At 52.0% G+C, this 17,452-nt stretch carries 16 protein-coding genes and 1 riboswitch; of the genes, 4 read left to right on the top strand and 12 right to left on the bottom strand.

Annotated elements, in window-relative coordinates:
- Positions 1 to 94 precede the first annotated feature (94 nt).
- From NST44_RS19120 to NST44_RS19105, 4 genes are all read right to left on the bottom strand, one after another.
- Entirely contained in the window at positions 95 to 1,675 is a 1,581-nt protein-coding gene (locus NST44_RS19120) for an extracellular solute-binding protein (RefSeq protein ID WP_340900394.1), read from the bottom strand.
- A 126-nt stretch (positions 1,676 to 1,801) separates the two neighbouring features.
- The gene (locus NST44_RS19115) at positions 1,802 to 2,674 is read right to left on the bottom strand and encodes a carbohydrate ABC transporter permease (RefSeq protein ID WP_007130108.1); all 873 of its coding nucleotides are present in this window, start codon (positions 2,672 to 2,674) and stop codon (positions 1,802 to 1,804) included.
- 15 nt (positions 2,675 to 2,689) lie between these two features.
- Positions 2,690 to 3,643 (bottom strand): ABC transporter permease, encoded by a 954-nt coding sequence (locus tag NST44_RS19110; protein ID WP_340900393.1) that lies wholly within the window; start codon positions 3,641 to 3,643, stop codon positions 2,690 to 2,692.
- Between the two features lie 6 nt (positions 3,644 to 3,649).
- Positions 3,650 to 3,832, bottom strand: a complete 183-nt coding sequence (locus tag NST44_RS19105) for a tautomerase family protein (RefSeq protein ID WP_028407270.1) — start codon at positions 3,830 to 3,832, stop codon at positions 3,650 to 3,652.
- 372 nt (positions 3,833 to 4,204) lie between these two features.
- On the opposite strand from NST44_RS19105, the gene NST44_RS19100 reads away from it, so the two are divergent.
- The gene (locus tag NST44_RS19100) at positions 4,205 to 5,302 is read left to right on the top strand and encodes a glycoside hydrolase family 88 protein (RefSeq protein WP_340901453.1); all 1,098 of its coding nucleotides are present in this window, start codon (positions 4,205 to 4,207) and stop codon (positions 5,300 to 5,302) included.
- 135 nt (positions 5,303 to 5,437) lie between these two features.
- Here the strand turns inward: NST44_RS19100 and NST44_RS19095 are convergent, their stop codons facing one another.
- The 4 genes from NST44_RS19095 to purT all read right to left on the bottom strand — a co-directional run bounded on the left by NST44_RS19095 (position 5,438) and on the right by purT (position 10,228).
- Positions 5,438 to 6,541 (bottom strand): sensor histidine kinase, encoded by a 1,104-nt coding sequence (locus NST44_RS19095; protein ID WP_340900392.1) that lies wholly within the window; start codon positions 6,539 to 6,541, stop codon positions 5,438 to 5,440.
- Complete coding sequence (locus NST44_RS19090) at positions 6,538 to 7,233, bottom strand: response regulator transcription factor (protein WP_007130113.1); 696 nt, start codon at positions 7,231 to 7,233, stop codon at positions 6,538 to 6,540. The genes NST44_RS19095 and NST44_RS19090 overlap by 4 nt, the downstream gene beginning before the upstream one ends.
- Positions 7,234 to 7,329: 96 nt before the next feature.
- Positions 7,330 to 8,688: an MATE family efflux transporter gene (locus NST44_RS19085; protein WP_007130114.1), complete on the bottom strand. Its 1,359-nt coding sequence runs from the start codon at positions 8,686 to 8,688 to the stop codon at positions 7,330 to 7,332.
- 379 nt (positions 8,689 to 9,067) lie between these two features.
- Positions 9,068 to 10,228 (bottom strand): formate-dependent phosphoribosylglycinamide formyltransferase, encoded by a 1,161-nt coding sequence (gene purT, locus NST44_RS19080; protein WP_007130115.1) that lies wholly within the window; start codon positions 10,226 to 10,228, stop codon positions 9,068 to 9,070.
- 64 nt (positions 10,229 to 10,292) lie between these two features.
- Positions 10,293 to 10,374, bottom strand: a riboswitch (ZMP/ZTP riboswitch).
- Between the two features lie 213 nt (positions 10,375 to 10,587).
- Here purT and NST44_RS19075 point away from each other — a divergent pair.
- Positions 10,588 to 12,033: a PAS domain-containing sensor histidine kinase gene (locus tag NST44_RS19075; RefSeq protein ID WP_007130116.1), complete on the top strand. Its 1,446-nt coding sequence runs from the start codon at positions 10,588 to 10,590 to the stop codon at positions 12,031 to 12,033.
- A 3-nt stretch (positions 12,034 to 12,036) separates the two neighbouring features.
- Here the strand turns inward: NST44_RS19075 and NST44_RS19070 are convergent, their stop codons facing one another.
- Complete coding sequence (locus tag NST44_RS19070) at positions 12,037 to 12,669, bottom strand: YdcF family protein (protein WP_034275186.1); 633 nt, start codon at positions 12,667 to 12,669, stop codon at positions 12,037 to 12,039.
- Between the two features lie 419 nt (positions 12,670 to 13,088).
- On the bottom strand, positions 13,089 to 13,865 hold the full coding sequence (locus NST44_RS19065) for a phytanoyl-CoA dioxygenase family protein (RefSeq protein WP_007130118.1): 777 nt from the start codon (positions 13,863 to 13,865) through the stop codon (positions 13,089 to 13,091).
- A 123-nt stretch (positions 13,866 to 13,988) separates the two neighbouring features.
- Here NST44_RS19065 and NST44_RS19060 point away from each other — a divergent pair, with 123 nt between their 5' ends.
- Complete coding sequence (locus tag NST44_RS19060; RefSeq protein ID WP_007130119.1) at positions 13,989 to 14,891, top strand: AraC family transcriptional regulator; 903 nt, start codon at positions 13,989 to 13,991, stop codon at positions 14,889 to 14,891.
- A 32-nt stretch (positions 14,892 to 14,923) separates the two neighbouring features.
- Here the strand turns inward: NST44_RS19060 and namA are convergent, their stop codons facing one another.
- Positions 14,924 to 15,946, bottom strand: a complete 1,023-nt coding sequence (gene namA, locus NST44_RS19055) for an NADPH dehydrogenase NamA (RefSeq protein WP_007130120.1) — start codon at positions 15,944 to 15,946, stop codon at positions 14,924 to 14,926.
- Between the two features lie 161 nt (positions 15,947 to 16,107).
- Between namA and NST44_RS19050 the strand changes: the two genes are divergently transcribed.
- Positions 16,108 to 16,548 carry an Lrp/AsnC family transcriptional regulator gene (locus NST44_RS19050; protein ID WP_007130121.1) on the top strand — a complete coding sequence of 147 codons (441 nt, stop codon included), beginning with the start codon at positions 16,108 to 16,110 and terminating at the stop codon, positions 16,546 to 16,548.
- A 170-nt stretch (positions 16,549 to 16,718) separates the two neighbouring features.
- Here NST44_RS19050 and tnpA read toward each other — a convergent pair whose 3' ends face one another.
- Positions 16,719 to 17,192, bottom strand: a complete 474-nt coding sequence (tnpA, locus tag NST44_RS19045; RefSeq protein WP_007127619.1) for an IS200/IS605 family transposase — start codon at positions 17,190 to 17,192, stop codon at positions 16,719 to 16,721.
- Positions 17,193 to 17,452 lie beyond the last annotated feature (260 nt).

The following is a 17,452-nucleotide window of genomic DNA, read 5'->3' as shown; positions in this document are numbered from 1 at the left end:
TCGGATTAGCGAGTGTGTATAGGGTTAGCAAGATACTCCCCTGCAATGGATAAGCAGAGGAGTATCTTCCACACTATACTAAAACAAGCTCCACTTATTCGAAAGCGTTTTCTTTTTCGTTATATCGCTTCGTTGCCTCCTCGATGATCTCGCTGCCGCCCTTTGACAGGTACTCCTCCAGCACCTTGCCGTAATCCTCGATCGGCTCCCGGCCGTATACCATTCGAAGCACATGCTCGAGAATCAGCGGCGGGAGCTCGTCGGATTTCGGATTCAGCTCCGGATATTTCACCATGGCTTCCAGCCTCGGATCGAATTCAATTCCCCGGCGCCCTTCGCTTGCAAGCATATGATCGAACGCATCGATCAGCGCTTTGCCGGAATCGGACAGCTCGGATACGCGTTTGTTGTAAGTCGTATCCTGAACCATCCACAGCCAATAGTTTAGATACCGCATTTTATCCGCGCCGGCGGCATCGGTTGGAACCTCGAATATCGGCTTGCCGTCCGTTACTTGATAATCCTCGCCTTCAATGCCGAAGCTGAAGTACAGCTCCGCTTCTTCACTGACCATCCAGTTGAAGAACTTGACGATATCCGCTGCCTTGTCCTTGGCTTTTGCGTTGATGAAGAAGGACCGCGTAACCGGGTTATAATGGGCATATCCGCCCTTTCCGTCCGGGCCGACAGGCGACGGGATGAGCGCAACCTCCGCCTCAGGCACATTTTCTTTAAGCTGAGTCCCCCAAATCGGGAGTTCGTTCGCATTCATGGACCACATGCCAGCTTTGCCGCTCGTGACGATGGATTTGAAATCCGCGCTCTCGATCGTTGCGAACTCCTTGCTGATCAATCCCTCTTCATGCATCGTTTTGTAGATTTGGATTGCCTTCTTCATATTCTCCTCATCGAAGAAGCTAGGCTTTACCTTGCCGTCAGGGAATACTTTGAACTGGTTCAGATAACCCAGCACGTCATAAGCGCCGAAGAAGGTATCGGCATATTTAAAGTTCTGCCGGCCGGCATAAGGCTGCTCCACCCCCGCCTCCTTGAATGCGCGCAGCACATCCAGCGTCTCTTCAACGGTTGTCGGAACCTCCTTCCCGACCTTCTTCAGCAGATCGGTGCGAATCCATGTCGCGCGCCGGGACGGGTTAGACAGGATCTCCGGAATACCGTAGATATTGCCTGTCTTGGAATCCGTCATCCGCTTCCATGCCTCCTCCGGGATGAATTGGAGCAGGTCCTGACCATGCTCCTCGAGCAGATCATTCAGCGGGAGGAACACGCCGTTCTCTACAGCGCCCGCGAGCTCCGGACCGCTAATCCCGCCGGTACCTTGAACGACATCCGGAATGTCGTTCGTCGCGAACATCTGGACCATTTTATCCTGATACTCGTTATGCGGGATCAGCCGGATGTCCAGGTCCGTGTTCGTCATTTTCTCCAGCTCCAGCACGTATTTGTCCTTGTTGATATCCGGATTCTTCTCCACGTAGGATACGTTCAGCGTTCGCATGGAGATCGAGAATTTCGTCGGCCCTCCATCAGTACCCCCTTGCGTTTCGCCGCCCCCTCCGTTGGCTCCGTTACTGCCGCCGTTATTGCCTGAACAGCCTGCCAGCATGGCAAGCACCAGTCCGGCCGTGATCACACGTCTCCAGCGTTTACTCATAAATCCCCCTCTTTTCAAGCTAGAATGTCCGCTATATAATAGCGTTTTCAAACTTAACCTCAGTATAGAGAGCCGATATGGTAGTCACAAGGAATGTCTTTGGCCCGGTTTGTCGTTTTTTTAGAATCATTCTTTAATCGAACCGATCATCATCCCATGGATGAAGAAGCGCTGCAGGAACGGGTACAGGAGAATAATGGGCAGCGTGGCGACAAGAATGACGGCCATCTGAACGCCCTGCACGGATTGGGAGCTCGCTTCAAATGCCATGTTCCCCGTATCCGTCATCCCCTCGTTAACGAGCAGCTCCCTCAGCTTCACCTGGAGCGGATACTTTGCACGGTCGTTGATATAGTAGAGCGCATCCATATACTTGTTCCAGTTGGTCACCGAGTAGAAGATCCCCACAGTGGCAAGCGCCGGCTTAGATAACGGCAGCACGATGCTCCACAGCGTCCTAGCTTCGCTGCACCCGTCGATACGCGAGGAATCGATCAGTTCATTCGGAATTTGAGCGAAGAAGGTCCGCAGCACGAACAGGTTAAAAGCACTTATCGCCGTCGGCAGCATCAGGGACCAGAGGGTGTTCACCAGGCTCAACTCACGCATCAGAATAAATTGCGGAATGAGTGGAGCCGTAAAGATCATCGTCATTAGAATGAACACCATGATCGTCTTTCTTCCCACGTACTCCGGTCTCGAAAGCGGGTACGCAAGGGATGCGGTCGCCGCCAGATTGATGAATGTCCCCAGCAATGTGATGTAGACGCTGATCCCGAACGCTCGCCAGATCGAAACATCTTGGAACACATGCTCATAATACGCCAGCGTAAATTCTACCGGCCAGAACATCACCACGCCCCGATCGATCGCGCCCGGACTGCTGAACGATTGGGCAATGACGTTAAGAAACGGCAGCAGCATGGTCAGCGCGAGAAGGGTCAGGAACATATAATTGCCTGCGAGAAACAGCTTTCTGCCGGGACTATCGTATTTCACCTTCGTCACTCCCCTCTAATACAGCGACTCGCCGGTCGCTTTCTTGCTGATGGCATTGGCTATCGCGATCAGGAACAAACCCACCACGGATTTGAACAGCCCGATCGCGGTCGCGTAGCTGTACTGAAGCTGCTGCAAACCGGCCTTGTAGATATACGTATCCAGAATTTCGCTGGATTGAATGTTGAGCGGATTCTGAAAAACAAAGACGCGCTCGAACCCGTAATCCAGAAAATCGCCGGTCTTCAGCAGGAACAGAATCGTAATTACCGGAAGCAGCGCAGGCAGCGTTATGCTGAGCGTCTGACGCCATCTTCCCGCCCCGTCGATGTTCGAGGCTTCGTACAGGTCGGGGTTGATGCCTGCCAGCGCAGCCAGATAGATGATTGTCCCCCACCCGACATCCCGCCACAAGCCTGAACTGACCAGCACGGACCGGATATAGGAATCTTCGCCGAGGAAATAAATCGGCTCAACGCCGAACCATCCGAGAATGACGTTCACGATTCCCGAGCTCGGTGATAAAATCCCGACGAAGATACCGCTTACAATTACCCACGACAGAAAATGCGGCGCATAAAAAATCGTCTGAATGATTTTTTTGTACAGCACGAGTCTTACCTCGTTCAACAGCAGCGCCAGCACGATCGGTGCCGTAAAAGCAAACAAGATGTCGTACGTTCCCAGCAGAAGCGTATTGCGCAGGATTTTCAAGAAATCATAATGCGAGAACATCCGCTCAAAATGCTCCAGGCCGATCCACGGGCTCTTCGTAACGCCTGCGAACAGATTATAATTCTGGAACGCGATCACGGAGCCGAGAAGCGGCACGTATTTGAACAGGACGAAGAACAAAAGTCCCGGAAGCGAGATCAAGTACAGCGCCTTGTACTTCCACATGAAGCCTAATACGTTCTTGCGTTTATCATTGAGCGTCCCCAATCCAGCCGCATGATTTCGATCGGCCATCCTTCCTCACCTCTTGTTTCTCAAATTGGCCGGCGCATGCTCATCAATCGGAATCTCGTCAAACCGGATGCTGATGAACTCGGGCTCCCGTTCGATAATTCGGGACAGCTCCCTGGTAAAAACCTCGACGATTTCTTCCTTCTGAGCATCCGACCGCCCTTCGTACATTTTGATCGTAATTTGCGGCAACGGCATTCGCCTCCCTTGCTTATGGTGTGAATATGAATACTCATATCCTAAGAGCCCGGCTAGCTATGCAGCAATGGAAGATCATCGGCTCCTTTGTGTTTTTTTTAGGCGAAACCACCGGGCTTGTGTTTTTATAAGACGCGCTTGTCATTTTACTAGAAGTTCGATCGGAAGTATGGAAAAAGAAGGCTGCTTGTGGAACAATGAAGCAAACCCGAGCGATTATGATCGCATCAATCACGATCCGAACGGAGGTAAATCATGAGCGAAAGTCATACAGAGGGCCGCGTAATATCGGAGGCGGGCCGCCTCAGCCCGGGGCATGATGCCCATGCGGGGCTGTGGAGGCTGCTGGAGGATAAGCTGTCGAGAATGGCTGTCCAGCTGGCAAATAAGGTCCCGCACGCAGCAGTGAACGGCAAATACGATTCAACCCGCATTGACTGGTGGACATCGGGTTTCTGGCCGGGCATGCTGTGGATCATGTACGATATGACCAAGGATCCCGCGTATAAGGAACGAGCATGGGAGTGGGACGTCAAGCTGGAGCAGGCTTTCTTTTCACAGAACAACTTCCATCATGATGTTGGCTTTCAATTTCTGCCGACGGCGGTCATTAAGCATAAATTAACCGGTGATCCGGATGCCAGGCGCAGAGGACTACTGGCAGCTACGATGCTAGCAGGAAGGTTCAACCCGGCGGGTCGTTATATCCGGGCCTGGAACACGGTTGATCGGACGGCTTGGAACCACGGCAATGAAGGCTGGTCCATTATTGACTCCACAATGAATCTTTCCCTTCTCTTTTGGGCATCCGAGGAGCTGGGCGATCCGAGATTCGCCCATATCGCCTCCCAGCAGGCCGACACAGTGATCGAGCATTTCATTCGAGCCGACGGCTCTGTCAAGCATATTTGCATCTTCGATCCCGTAACGGGAGACTATATCGGTGCGCTTGGCGGCCAAGGCTTCGGACCGGACTCGGCTTGGAGCAGGGGGGCTGCCTGGGCTTTGCACGGCATGGCAAACACTTGCCGGTATACCGGCGACGCCAAATACCTTGATGCTGCCAAACGGGTTGCGCATTATTTTATCGCCGCGCTCGGTGAGGAGGGAGTTCCTGCCTGGGATTTCCGGACAGAGCTTGTAGAGGCTTCAACATCATCAGATACGGAGCTCGAGTCTCCGGACACCTCCGCTGCCTCCTGCGCCGCCTCGGGATTGCTCGAAATCGCCGCTCTCGTACCGAAGAACGAGGCTTCGCTTTACATACGACATGCCGTAAAAATCATGGACGCATTAACCAAGCGATACGCCGAATGGGACGATCCGGAGTACGAAGGCATTCTGAAAGGGGCAACCGGCCATAAGCCCGCGGGTCAAAATATCAATGTGTCGTTGATATACGGCGATTACTACTATCTGGAATCGGCCGCAAAGCTCATGGGCTGGAAGCAACGGATCTTCTGATCCGACCATGGAATTGTAATGCCAATGCTTCGCTTCCAATCGGCTGCTTCCTGCTTTGATCTTAATGCCTGTCCGATACGCACGATCGCGTCAAAACTAAAAACAGCAAGCGCCTTCCCTGGCGCTTGCTGTTCGTTATGCTTGTATCGGGACGGTACCCGTGCGTTCGATCGGCAATCGAATGGAGAAACAGCTGCCGTGATTCGCTCCTCGGCTCTCAGCCCATACCTGGCCGCCGTGGGCGGTTACCAGGCGCTTCACGATGGCAAGCCCCATTCCGCTTCCGCCGCTGTTCCGATTCCTTGATTTATCCCCACGATAGAATCTTTCAAAAATAAAGGGCAAATCGTCCGGATTGATGCCATGGCCGTTATCCTCGATACGCACCAGTACATGCTTATTCTCGGCTATAAGCTCTGCTCGCACACGTCCCCCCATAGGGGTATGTCGAAGGGCATTGCTCAGCATGTTCACCAGGACCTGGTGGATTCGATCGGCATCGACCATCGCAGGCATCGGCGGTCCGCTGGTATACTTCAGCTTCACCTGTTTTTCAAGATACATGGGCTTGACCAGCAGCACCGCCCGCTCCATCAGCTTCGACATATCCTGCCTGGCTAGGCAAAGGCGGAATTCGGGCGATTCCATATCATGCAGATCCTCAAGCTCGGTGACGAGATCGATCAACCGGTCGATCTCGTGCAAGCAAGTGCGAAACCGTTCAGCCGTCGGCTCCCAGATTCCGTCTTCCAATGCACGGGTATGGCTTTTTAACGTGGTTAACGGCGTACGAAGCTCATGCGCGATATCCTGGGTCATGCTTCTGCGAAGCTGCTCCTGCTTCTGAAGCTGCAAAGCCAACTCGTTAAGCGAACCTCCAAGCCCGGCGAGCTCATCTTCGCCATCTACATGAATTCGGGTGGCCAGATCACCTCGCGTCATCCTCTCAGCCGCTTGCTTCATTTGAACCAGCGGCGCGGAGATACGTCTTGCCACGTAAATGCCGGTCACCGTGGCAAGGGCGATCGACAGTATGCAGGTCAGTATGATCGACTGCATCTGAGCCTGTTCCAGATGGTAGTTCAGCTGGTCGATCCCGTGCCCTTCCGCGGTCTGCTGCTGATACATCGCGATATGATAATGGTTGGTCAAAATGCTGATCCCGGTAAACATAATCAAGATCCCGGTCGTGATGCTGATAATGATGGCAGCCAGCCGCAGATCCAGCCTTCGCTTCATGATTCCTCGCCTCCGAACCGGTAGCCAAAGCCGTACACCGTTATAATAAACCTCGGTTGTTTGGGATCCTGCTCGATCTTATGCCTTAGATTTTTGACATGCTGATCTATGGTGCGGATATCGCCGTCATAATCAAAACCAAGAACCCGTTCAACAAGCTCCTCACGGGAGAAATGACGTCCCGGATATTTCGCCAGCAGTACAAGGAGTTTATATTCGTTTGGCGTCAAGCTCACGGCCTGTCCATGGCAGGTCACCTCGTGCTTGCCCGAATGAATGACAAGGGCCCCGTGCCGATACACCGTAACATCTGACAGCAGCTCGGCATCATCGCCGGACCGTCTCAAGATGGCCTTGACTCGTGCAAGAACCTCCCTCGGATCGAACGGCTTCAGGACATAATCATCCGCTCCGGAGGAAAAGCCCTTGAGCCGGCTGCTTGCTGCGGATTTCGCCGTCAGCATCAGGATCGGAACCGGGCTGAATGAACGGATGTGGGCACAGAGCTGCTCGCCGTCCATGTCGGGCAGCATCAAATCCAGGATGATCAGGTCCACCTTTCCGTCCCGCATATGCTCCAATGCTTCCTTAGCATTTGCCGCCTCCAGCGTCCGGTACTGTTCTCTTTGGAGATACGACACAAGAACTTCCCGGATGTTCGGCTCATCATCGATGATTAATATCGTCCTCATTCCCGACTCTCCTTGCTGGAATTAATCTTCATGCCTTGAGTTGTTCTATTTTTATTTAGGGATGCTCCAGGCGTCCCGGATAATCCGAATCATCCGTTACGTCTGAACCGGTATCGAGGCGGGCTGAGCGGGTCTGCTCAGCTTCTTCATGCTTAAATAATACGCTGTTCCAAGCGGAATAAGCGCCCCCAGCCAAGCCAGCGGATTGGCGAGACATGCCCCGGGGAACCCGATCAGAGCCGACAGGAACATAGCGGCAACGACGCGCATGATCAGCTCCATAATGCCGGCGACGGTAGGGATGAAGCTTTGGCCAAGCCCTTGCAGCGAGAACCGGTAAATGAACAGCAAAGATAAGAGCAAATAGGTTGTTCCGTTCGCTAGGAAATACTGGCCGCTGAGATCCAGCAGCTGCTCCTGTCCCTGACCGACAAACAAAGAGACGGCGGCCGGACCTGCAACAATAACAAGCACCCCCACCAGGATGCTAAACGATCCCGAGAGCAAAATGCATTGCTTGACGCCTAGCCGAATCCGGTCGATCCGGTTCGCCCCGAAATTTTGCGCCGCAAAGGTTGCCATCGTAACGCCGAAGGAGTTCATCGGTTGGGTAGCGAGCATATCGATCTTCTGAGCCGCTGTGTAAGCCGCAACTGACAGTGCGCCAAGACCGTTCAGCGTAATCTGAAGAATAATCGCCCCGATGGCGATGATCGATGCCTGAAAGCCCATCGGGAAGCCCACCCGCATATGCTGGCCAATAAACGTCCAATCGATCGACCAGTCGGCCGTTTTGAACTGCAGCAACGGAACCTTTTTATGGATATAGATCAGGCAGAGCAGACAAGAGAACAGCTGTGAGATGACAGTTGCTAGCCCGGCACCCGCTACGCCCATCTTAAAGACGAGTATAAACACGAGATCCAGCACAATATTCAGAATACTTGCGATAACCAGAAACAATAGCGGAGTGCGGCTGTCCCCGAGCGCCCGAAGCAGGTTGGCCAGCAGGTTGAATAACACCGCTGCGCCGACGCCAGCATTGATTACGATCAAATACGAATAAGCATCATCCAATATTTCAACCGGCGTGTTCATCATGACAAGGGCAGGCTTCGTAAACACGATACTAAGGATGGTCAGGACGATCGTGAAAACGATACTGATCCAAAAGCTCGTGCCGACGCTTTTACGCACACCAGCAATATCCTTTGCCCCGAACCTCTGCGCGGTAATGATGGAGAGGCCTGCCGTCAGGCCTTGCGCAAAGCCGATAATAAAAAACATAATGCTTCCGGTCGAACCGACGGCCGCCAGTGCGTTCACGCCGATCGTGCGTCCGACAATGAGCGTGTCGGCCATATTGTAGAATTGCTGAAACAGATTGCCGATTAACAGCGGGATCGTGAACATGATGATCAGTTTAATCGGACTGCCTTGTGTCATATCTTTCATGAGTGCTCTCCTATGATGTGAAGTTCGCCATTCAACATCTTTTTTCTAATATGTATGGTTTCCTGCTGCACACCGGGTCGCTTATCGGGCGATGGGTCTTCCGGGCAGCACGAATGCTGTTTTCTTGTGTATCTTATCATGAACAACGGCAAAAGTGATGCAGGTTTATATTCAAAATCTAAATAATTTCCATGGCACTGCCTTTCCGATCATCGTATGGCCATTCGTAGATAGGGATCTAACGTATCCTCTTATGGAAAAGAGGCCAGCCGTTGGCAATCCGGCTGACCTCTCGCTATTGGGCAGTATTGCATTCTTCAAATGGATTTGATATCAAGCATAAGCGGATAAGGCGCACTTCGGAAGAAGGCTAACACCGTTATGCTTCTTCCACCCCAAGCTTGTCCAATGCCTGTTTGGCACGAGATCGCGCTTCCTCCACCTCGCCTGCGGTCGACAAGGCCACCGCTACTCTTCTGCCAGCCTTTGTCACAGGCTTGCCGAATAGACGAACCTGTGTGCTCGGTACCGCGAGCGCCTGCTCGGCGCCCGTAATCTTGTAGTTTTCAAGCTCACCCGGTGCTTTCAACGGACGGCTGGCGCCCGGGGTGATCAGCACGATTTCCGGAATCGGGTAACCGAGGATGGCCCGGACATGAAGCGCGAATTCGGACAGATTTTGCGTGACCAGCGTAACTAATCCGGTATCATGCGGGCGAGGCGATACCTCACTGAAATATACTTGATCCTCGGTCAGAAACAGCTCGACGCCGAACAATCCGAAGCCGCCCAATTCATCGGTAATGGCCCTCGCAATGCGCTCGGCTTCCTTCATCTGCTGCTCGGATATCGGATGAGGCTGCCAGGATTCGATATAGTCACCGCTTTCCTGCACATGTCCGATCGGCGGACAGAAGCTTGTCCCGCTCACCGAACGAACCGTTAACAGTGTGATTTCCGACTGGAAGGTGATGAACTCCTCGATGATCACCCGGCCGTTCTGTACGCGCCCGCCTTCCATTGCATTGTTCCAGCATGATTCAATGTCGCTCTCCGATCGGCAGACGCTCTGCCCTTTCCCTGAAGAGCTCATAAGCGGCTTAATTACGCAAGGAAAGCCCATCTCCCTTACCGCGACCTCGAATTGTTCATAGTTATCCGCAAAGCGGTATCCGGCCGTCGGCAATCCGAGCTTCTCCGAAGCAAGCCTGCGGATGCCCTCCCGGTCCATCGTCAGCTTGGCCGCTCTTGCGGTAGGAATGACGCGGAAGCCCTCCTCCTCCAGCTTCACTAACTCGGATGTGGCCAAGGCCTCAATCTCGGGAACGATCAGATCAGGCTGTTCCCGCTCGATGACTTCCCTCAGCTTGGCGCCGTCGAGCATATCGATGACGTAATGGCGATGCGCGACGTGCATGGCAGGCGCGTCGGCATATCGGTCTACCGCCACGGTCTCCAAACCTAACCGCTGCGCTTCGATAATGACTTCCTTTCCGAGTTCTCCGGATCCCAGCAGCAGCATTTTTTTCGTTTTATACATCGTTCTCCAGTCCCCTTTTCAAAATAGAAATATTAAAAAGAGGTAAGGGAAAATAAACTTCCCTTACCTCTGCCCAGGCGTACGGCTGTCGTCATCCATGTGCTCCCTCATGGTTCCCCCATGCAGCGCCAGTCACACATCGACCTACTCATTGTCAGCTAAATCATACTGAATATTGAGCATGAATGCAATATGAATGCAATATGACCGCTCATGACAATCACCGAAAGCGGCCACTGACCAATCCGTTCCATGCGCGCAAGTTACCAAATCTATCGCCCTTTCATTGATGAAAGCGCATCCAGCACATATAATAGGGGGGTGATCAAACCTTACAGTCAATTGAAAGGAGACTTGCCGTGCTCCCCTATTCTGTCCAGCGTCAGGACTTTGCTTTTGAACACGCCATCATCGGAATGGCCATCGTTTCAATCGACGGAGAAGTGCTTCAAGTCAATTCGGCTTTGTGTGAGTTATTGGGCTGCTCCAAACAAGAATTAATGGATGGAGCGCTGAAAGCGACGAACATCGGCGGAATTCAGGAAGTGATTAGGCACAAGACGGGAGATTTCCAGCTCAAGCCTTCTCAGGTGACCGCACTCCAAGTTGGCATGAAATACGAACATCCTGCCGGACGGAATCTGGATTTGAAGCTTCACTTTTCGGCATCCGCTGAAGCGCAATCGCCGTTCCGCCATTGCTTGGTCCAATTTGAGAATCTCACCCCTGTTTACGAGCTCCAGGAACAGCTGACACAGAAGGAGATGAAACTGGTTGAGAAGGAAGAAGGCTTCCAGCAGCTCCTGGAAGAGCTCCCGCTTTCCGCGCTCATTACAAAGTACGGCATGATCCAGTACGCAAATCAGGCGACGCTACGGCTGCTTCACGCCTCGAATGTCTCTGACGTGCTCGGAATTTCAACCGATGTCGTGGTTGATCCCTCTTCGCATCATAAGCTTGCAAGGCGAAGAACGCGTTATGCGGAATATCGGGAAATCGGACCCGTTACATATCTTATCCGCTGTTTGGACGGTCAACAAAAAATCGTCTCCGGTATCACGCTGGTCACCACCTATAGAGGCGAAAAGGCCGCACTTAGCATATTCAAAGATATCACAGAGCAGAAGATGGAAGAGGATCGCATCATGCAGTCCGAAAAGCTGACGACAGCAGGACAATTGGCAGCAGGAATCGCGCATGAGATCCGTAACCCGCTCACGTCAATTAACGGCTTCATTAAACTCCTTCGTTCGTCGGAGCAAAGCAATAAGCTGTATTTCGATATCATCGAATCGGAACTCAAACGGATCGAGCTGATCGTCAATGAACTGCTGGTGCTATCCAAGCCGGAAACCTCCCATGTCAGCAAGCCATTTGACGTGCTCGGCATCGTCGAACAAATCGTTACCCTGATGAAGGTCCAGGCTGCGCTGAACAATATCGAGATCATCCCGCGTTTCCCTGCCGAGCCTGTATACGTTCACGGCGAAGCGAATCAACTGAAGCAGGTATTCATCAATTTGCTGAAGAACGCCATGGAGGCGATGGATCAAGGAGGAACGATCACGCTGACCATTCAGCAAAGCGACAGCGATGTCCATATCATCGTCCAGGATGATGGTATCGGCATGACGCCAGAGCAGATCCGGTCGTTGGGACAGCCCTTCTACACAACGAAGGATAGCGGAACCGGGCTCGGATATATGATTACGAAAAACATCATCCATAATCACGGCGGATCGATCCATGTGGAGAGCTCCCCGGAGCAGGGCACCAGCTTTACGATTCAGCTGCCTGCTTTATAGATATTAGCGAAAAGGCGACAGCACGACATAACCGGTGTAATAAAACATCTCCCGAAGCAGGAATGGAACCTTGCTCCGGAAACTTTGATATGCACTTCGATCCGTTGGTGACGGATATGCCTTCATTCCGTAATCGTCCGCCATCGTCATCGCCCGCTTCATATGAAGCCGGTCGCTGACAATCAAATACGTGGACAAACCTTCTTGTTCACCGACCGCTTGGGCATGGGACAGGTTCTCTTCCGTTATCTTTGACACCGTTTCGATCAGAATGTCTGCTTCCGGAACTCCCCGGGCAATCGCGTAATCCCGGGCAACCTCGGATTCCGCCGACTCAAGGTCCGATCCCCGTCCCCCCGTAAAGATCAGCTTATCCACATACTGATGCTTATACAGCCATAAGGCATGATCAATGCGTCCCTGGAATACGGGGGAGGGTTTATCGCCCCACACGGCCGCTCCAAGTACAATGGCGGCATCGGATTTTACAGGCTCGGTCTTTGCTCCGTAAGTCCATATGGCGACGGCCGCATAAACCATATATGCCATGATAACGGCAGCAGCTGAGAGGACGATTCGCCGGATCGTCTTTCTTCGGCTTCCTACGACTTTGCGAGACCGATTTACATTATTCACAAACTCCCCCCCGATCTTCCTCGAAAGCCTTTTCGCAGCAAAGCGTTGATTTTTAAATTGATAGGAGCTGAATCCGTTCAATACGACTCCATTCTACCATACCGGTTCTCTCCCCCGGTATTTTCATTAGGTTATAAGCTCCTTTACCGGCTTAAGTCCACTAGGTGCGAGGATCAAGGACGGGTTAGATGTAAGCGATCGATGCACGAATTAGATATACGGATTAGATGAATGGGGCAGAGGTAAGATCGAGGTGGAGCGGCTCGAAGCCGGAGCAGCGACTAGATCGAGCTAGCCACGACGCTTGCCACGCAAAATGAAAAAACAGGGATTCAAAGCATCCCTGTTTAACCGTCGCCTTTAGCTGAGATTTATCCTTTCTTCTCATCCGAATACAATTCTTTTCAGCCATGACATTGCTAGCCCACGATCTCGTACTTCGGCTTCACGTTATTAAAGTCGGGATTTTCACCGCTAACCATCAGCCCCATCCCCCAATCAAAGTGAACATTGGCCGTCGGCAGATCCGATGCATCCCGATATTGGAACAACACGTTTCGCCTTGTTCGCTCGCTGCGGTTAACGTCCGACCCATGGATGGTCAGATAGTTGAAGAAGAGTACATCTCCCGCCGATGCCGGACAAGGTGTCCCTGACGATATCGGATATTCCTTGTGGTTCAGGTAATACGAGCCTACATGAGGAAGTATTCCTTCTTTGTGGGAACCGGGAACGACACACAAGCATCCGTTCTCCGTATCCGCATCATCCAGGTGAATGCTTGCCGCAAGCATGGTATGATCACGATGAGGGAAGTAAGGATAATCCTGGTGCATCGGAAAGGCTGCCCCGTTTGAGGGAGGCTTCACCAGCATTTTGGAATGATGAAGCTGCACATTCGGTCCGATAATTTGCTGCAGTACGGCGGTCATTCGCGGGTGGATGGCGGCGCGCATGAAAGCGGCATCATGATAGTGTACGTCATGAAACCCTTTCAGCACCAGCTTCTTCAGCTGCTCGGGAGGCAGATAATCGCCCTGCCAAGCGTGGTTCTGATCCGCCTTGGCGCGCGCCGCCCTCCGGATAATCTTCTCAACCGCTTCCCGCATCTCTTCCACTTCCGCCGGATCGAACACGTTCCGGACCAGCAGATACCCATAATCTTTGTAAAATTGGACATCTTGTTCATTAATCATGCCTTAGAAACCCTCCTCAATCTTGTTTTGGTTCTGGTTTCATTATAGGCAGCTCATGCATCGACGTATTTGCACAGCGAGGACCACAATTTGTACAATTACGCCAAGGAGGTGTTCATAACGATGATTCAATGGACCCACAGCGAGGAGCGGCTCAATCGGTATGCCGGGCATCTGCCGGGCGAGCGTCTTTCCTTTCTCGTACATTATTGGGGAAGCGTCCGGAATTTGGCTACCAATGCGATGCATAAGCATTCCTTCCTGGAGATTTGTTACGTTGACAATGGCGAAGGCATCTATACTGAAGCCGGCGTCGATTTTCCCTTGCGACAAGGCACAGCCTTTTGTTCAAGGCCAGATATTTACCATCGGATCCAAAATGTCGATCAACTGGATTTGTTATTCGTTGCTTTTGAAGTCAGAAACCATCCGGCTGAGGATCACGCCATGAACTACTTGCGTGTCCTGGAAGGAGGGCCGGTATGGATTGAGGATGCCCGCGAAGCGCCGTCAATCCATCTGTGGAAATCGCTGCTCATCCATGAACAGCCAGGCCAATCACTGCCGGTTACGCTCTTGCCGCCCCTCGCGCATGCGCTGCTTGAGTCTTTTTCCGTCATGTTCGGCAAAAAGGACACGCTCCCGAAAGGGCCGGAAATCTCCACCGGTTTCTCCCACTCCGCCCAGCTTGTTCAGCGGGCAAAGCTCTACATCAGGGATAACTTGGGCCGTCAGCAGCTGTCTTTAAGCGAGGTTGCACGATTTTTGAATATATCCCCTCGCCAGCTGTCGCGATTGTTCGCAACCTGCATCCATGAGTCATTTTCCAGCTTCGTCCGAACGGAGCGAATTCGAGCCGCTGAGCTTATGCTGACGATTTCTGATGAACCGATTAAGCTGATTGCCGAGCGTACCGGCTTTTCGTCCGTCCATTACTTCACGAGATTGTTTACCATGACGAAGGGCGTACCACCGGCAGCATACCGCGCTAAATTTAAAGCAGTCTTGGCAGCACGTACCGAATAACAGCTCATCGATTCGGCTTGATCGTTCTGCTGTTAACCCTCTGTATATCCGGTGGTGAACCATTGATTACGGTATGGGGCCGGCTCAGATATGGTTTCTCCCAGCTGCTCGGCTGCCGTCCGTGGCCAGAACGGGTCTTTCAGCAGGGCACGGCCAACCGCGATGAGATCGGCCTGACCTTTGCGGAGGATCTCTTCAGCCTGCTTCCCGCAGGTAATCAACCCGACTGCAGCGGTCGGCATTCCAATCTGACGGCGAATCGCTTCCGCATAGGCAACCTGATAGCCTGGATATACCTCCGGTTTTTGATCGGTTACGCCCCCGCTGCTCGCGTCGATGAGGTCGACCCCTTGCGCTTTCATCCGCTCGGCAAAGTCAAGGTGATCCTCGATATGGTTCCCATGAGGATGGTATTCTTCCGCAGAGATTCTCACGAATAGAGGACCGTTCCAAACCTGCCGCACCTTCTCAAGGGTCCTCCCGAGGAAGCGGTACCGATTCTCCCTTGAACCTCCATACATATCCTCTCTCTGATTGGTCAAAGGGGACAAAAAGTCATTGATGAGGTAACCGTGAGCGCCGTGAAGTTCTATGACGTCAACGCCTGCTCGCCTAGCACGGACAGCCGCGTTCCTGAAGGCCTCGATGACCCTTTCGATCTCCGCAATCGTCATCGGCTTCGTCCTTTTCCCCCGATACGCTGCCCCTGACGAAGAGAAGCCGGTGCCTTGCTCCTTCTTCCTGCCGGCATGACCCAGCTGCATGCCAACAGCCGTCCCTTGCCGGTGCAGCATGCTCACAAGCTCTCGAAGCCGCTGCTCCTGCCCATCATCCCATAATCCCAATCCGCCCGGATCTGCCCCCGTCCTCTCAACGGCCGTTACCTCAATCATGATTAATCCCGCTTGGCCGATCGCCCTCGCGCCGTAATGCAAATACTGCCATTCGGTTAGCTTCCCTTCTTGGTCTGCTGCTAACGTGCCCATCGGCGACATCATGATTCTGTTTTTTAACCGTACGCCGCGGATGGTAATCGGACTGAATAACATGGACATAACTGCTCTCCTCTCCGTTTTTTATGCTTTGCATCTCATGGCTTAATCCTATATGATGAAGGCGCAAGCGAGAATGGAAAGTTAAAGGTTTTTCATTATTTTCACCGCAATTTTCAAGGAAGTTTCGGGATTTACGCTTTATTTTCTAAGGAGGTGCGCATGTGGATCGAACGGATGTCCAAATCCTCGAATTGCTGCAAAATCATGCACGGCTTTCCATGACGGAGCTAGGCAAGCTCATCGGGCTGTCTCAGCCGGCCGTAACCGAGAGGGTCCGCAAGCTGGAAGAGCAGGACGTCATTATCGGATATCGGGCCGTCGTGTCGACTGAGAAGCTGAACAAGCACTGTATGGCGTATTTACTGTTCCATACGAAGCATTGCGAGAATTTCATTGCTTTCTGCGAGCAATCGAACGAGGTTGTCGAATGCCATCGTATCAGCGGTCAACATAATTATCTTATAAAAGTGGTCTGCGACTCGATGCGGGCACTCGAAGCGTTCATTAACCAAACAGGACAATTCGGCGATTCCACGACATTGATCGTCATGTCGTCCCCGATTGAGAACAGGGTGCTGCTGCCCTCACAGGTTGAAGAGTAGCCGGATTTCGGCAAGCGCCGAATCGGTTAATCAGAACCACCCGTCAAACGGGTGGTTTGCTCTTGGGGTATAACCCCTTGTTGCCAAACTGCGCCTAAAGACGCTAGCCTGACAATAAAATTGCTCAGGCTCAGTGTAATTTGTCACTTTCACTTACCAGTTAAACTGGTTTACTTCTTCTTGTTACTGTTTTTGCTGAATGGGTCTTCATACTCTTTCACACTCAGTTTATCAATTGCTTGGTCATGTGCTTCTTGCTCACGGATATATTTTGCCACGGTGGCTTCATTCAAGCCCACTGTGCTGACGTAGTATCCCTCCGCCCAGAATTTTCGATTACCATATTTATACTTCAAGCTAGCATGCTTCTCGAATATCATGAGTGAGCTTTTCCCCTTCAGGTATCCCATAAATGATGATACTGAGATTTTTGGGGGAATTGCTACCAACATATGTACATGATCGGGCATCATGTGACCTTCGATTATCTCCACTCCCTTGTATTTACATAATCGTTTGAATATTTCGATTAAGTCTTTCCTCACTTGATTATAAATCTCTTTCCGTCTATACTTCGGGGTGAACACAATGTGGTACTTGCACATCCACTTCGTGTGAGCTAAACTATAGCTCTTGTTTGCCATCTAAGACCATTCCTTTCATTATTGAGCCTGAACATCTCAATTTTATCGGAATGGTCTTGTTGGTCAAACCTCGATCTCTCCACCCGCATAGCGGGTGGTTTTTTGTTTCGCACGCTTCGCGAGCTCAACTGGCTAAAGCCGCAACAAAAAAAAGGTCTCCATCCTCTGATAGGACGAAGACCTTTTTCAATTGGCATCGTTTATCGGCTTCAAGCCGGTTCTACCATATCGTTAAGTTGATGCTGCATTTCAATCCCCAC

The organism is Paenibacillus sp. FSL W8-0919 (assembly GCF_038003785.1).
In the GTDB taxonomy this organism is placed as follows: domain Bacteria; phylum Bacillota; class Bacilli; order Paenibacillales; family Paenibacillaceae; genus Paenibacillus_AQ; species Paenibacillus_AQ lactis.
This window is presented reverse-complemented; position numbering and strand designations above follow the sequence as displayed.

Excerpts from the sequence above, each read along its gene's own strand:
- NST44_RS19100 (WP_340901453.1), top strand. The coding sequence starts at position 4,205 with ATGGCTGTCCAGCTGGCAAATAAGGTCCCGCACGCAGCAGTGAACGGC.
- NST44_RS19065 (WP_007130118.1), bottom strand. The coding sequence starts at position 13,865 with ATGATTAATGAACAAGATGTCCAATTTTACAAAGATTATGGGTATCTG.
- tnpA (WP_007127619.1), bottom strand. The coding sequence starts at position 17,192 with ATGGCAAACAAGAGCTATAGTTTAGCTCACACGAAGTGGATGTGCAAG.
- NST44_RS19095 (WP_340900392.1), bottom strand. The coding sequence starts at position 6,541 with ATGAAGCGAAGGCTGGATCTGCGGCTGGCTGCCATCATTATCAGCATC.
- NST44_RS19060 (WP_007130119.1), top strand. The coding sequence starts at position 13,989 with ATGATTCAATGGACCCACAGCGAGGAGCGGCTCAATCGGTATGCCGGG.
- namA (WP_007130120.1), bottom strand. The coding sequence starts at position 15,946 with ATGTCCATGTTATTCAGTCCGATTACCATCCGCGGCGTACGGTTAAAA.
- NST44_RS19110 (WP_340900393.1), bottom strand. The coding sequence starts at position 3,643 with ATGGCCGATCGAAATCATGCGGCTGGATTGGGGACGCTCAATGATAAA.
- purT (WP_007130115.1), bottom strand. The coding sequence starts at position 10,228 with ATGTATAAAACGAAAAAAATGCTGCTGCTGGGATCCGGAGAACTCGGA.
- NST44_RS19085 (WP_007130114.1), bottom strand. The coding sequence starts at position 8,688 with ATGAAAGATATGACACAAGGCAGTCCGATTAAACTGATCATCATGTTC.
- NST44_RS19120 (WP_340900394.1), bottom strand. The coding sequence starts at position 1,675 with ATGAGTAAACGCTGGAGACGTGTGATCACGGCCGGACTGGTGCTTGCC.
- NST44_RS19090 (WP_007130113.1), bottom strand. The coding sequence starts at position 7,233 with ATGAGGACGATATTAATCATCGATGATGAGCCGAACATCCGGGAAGTT.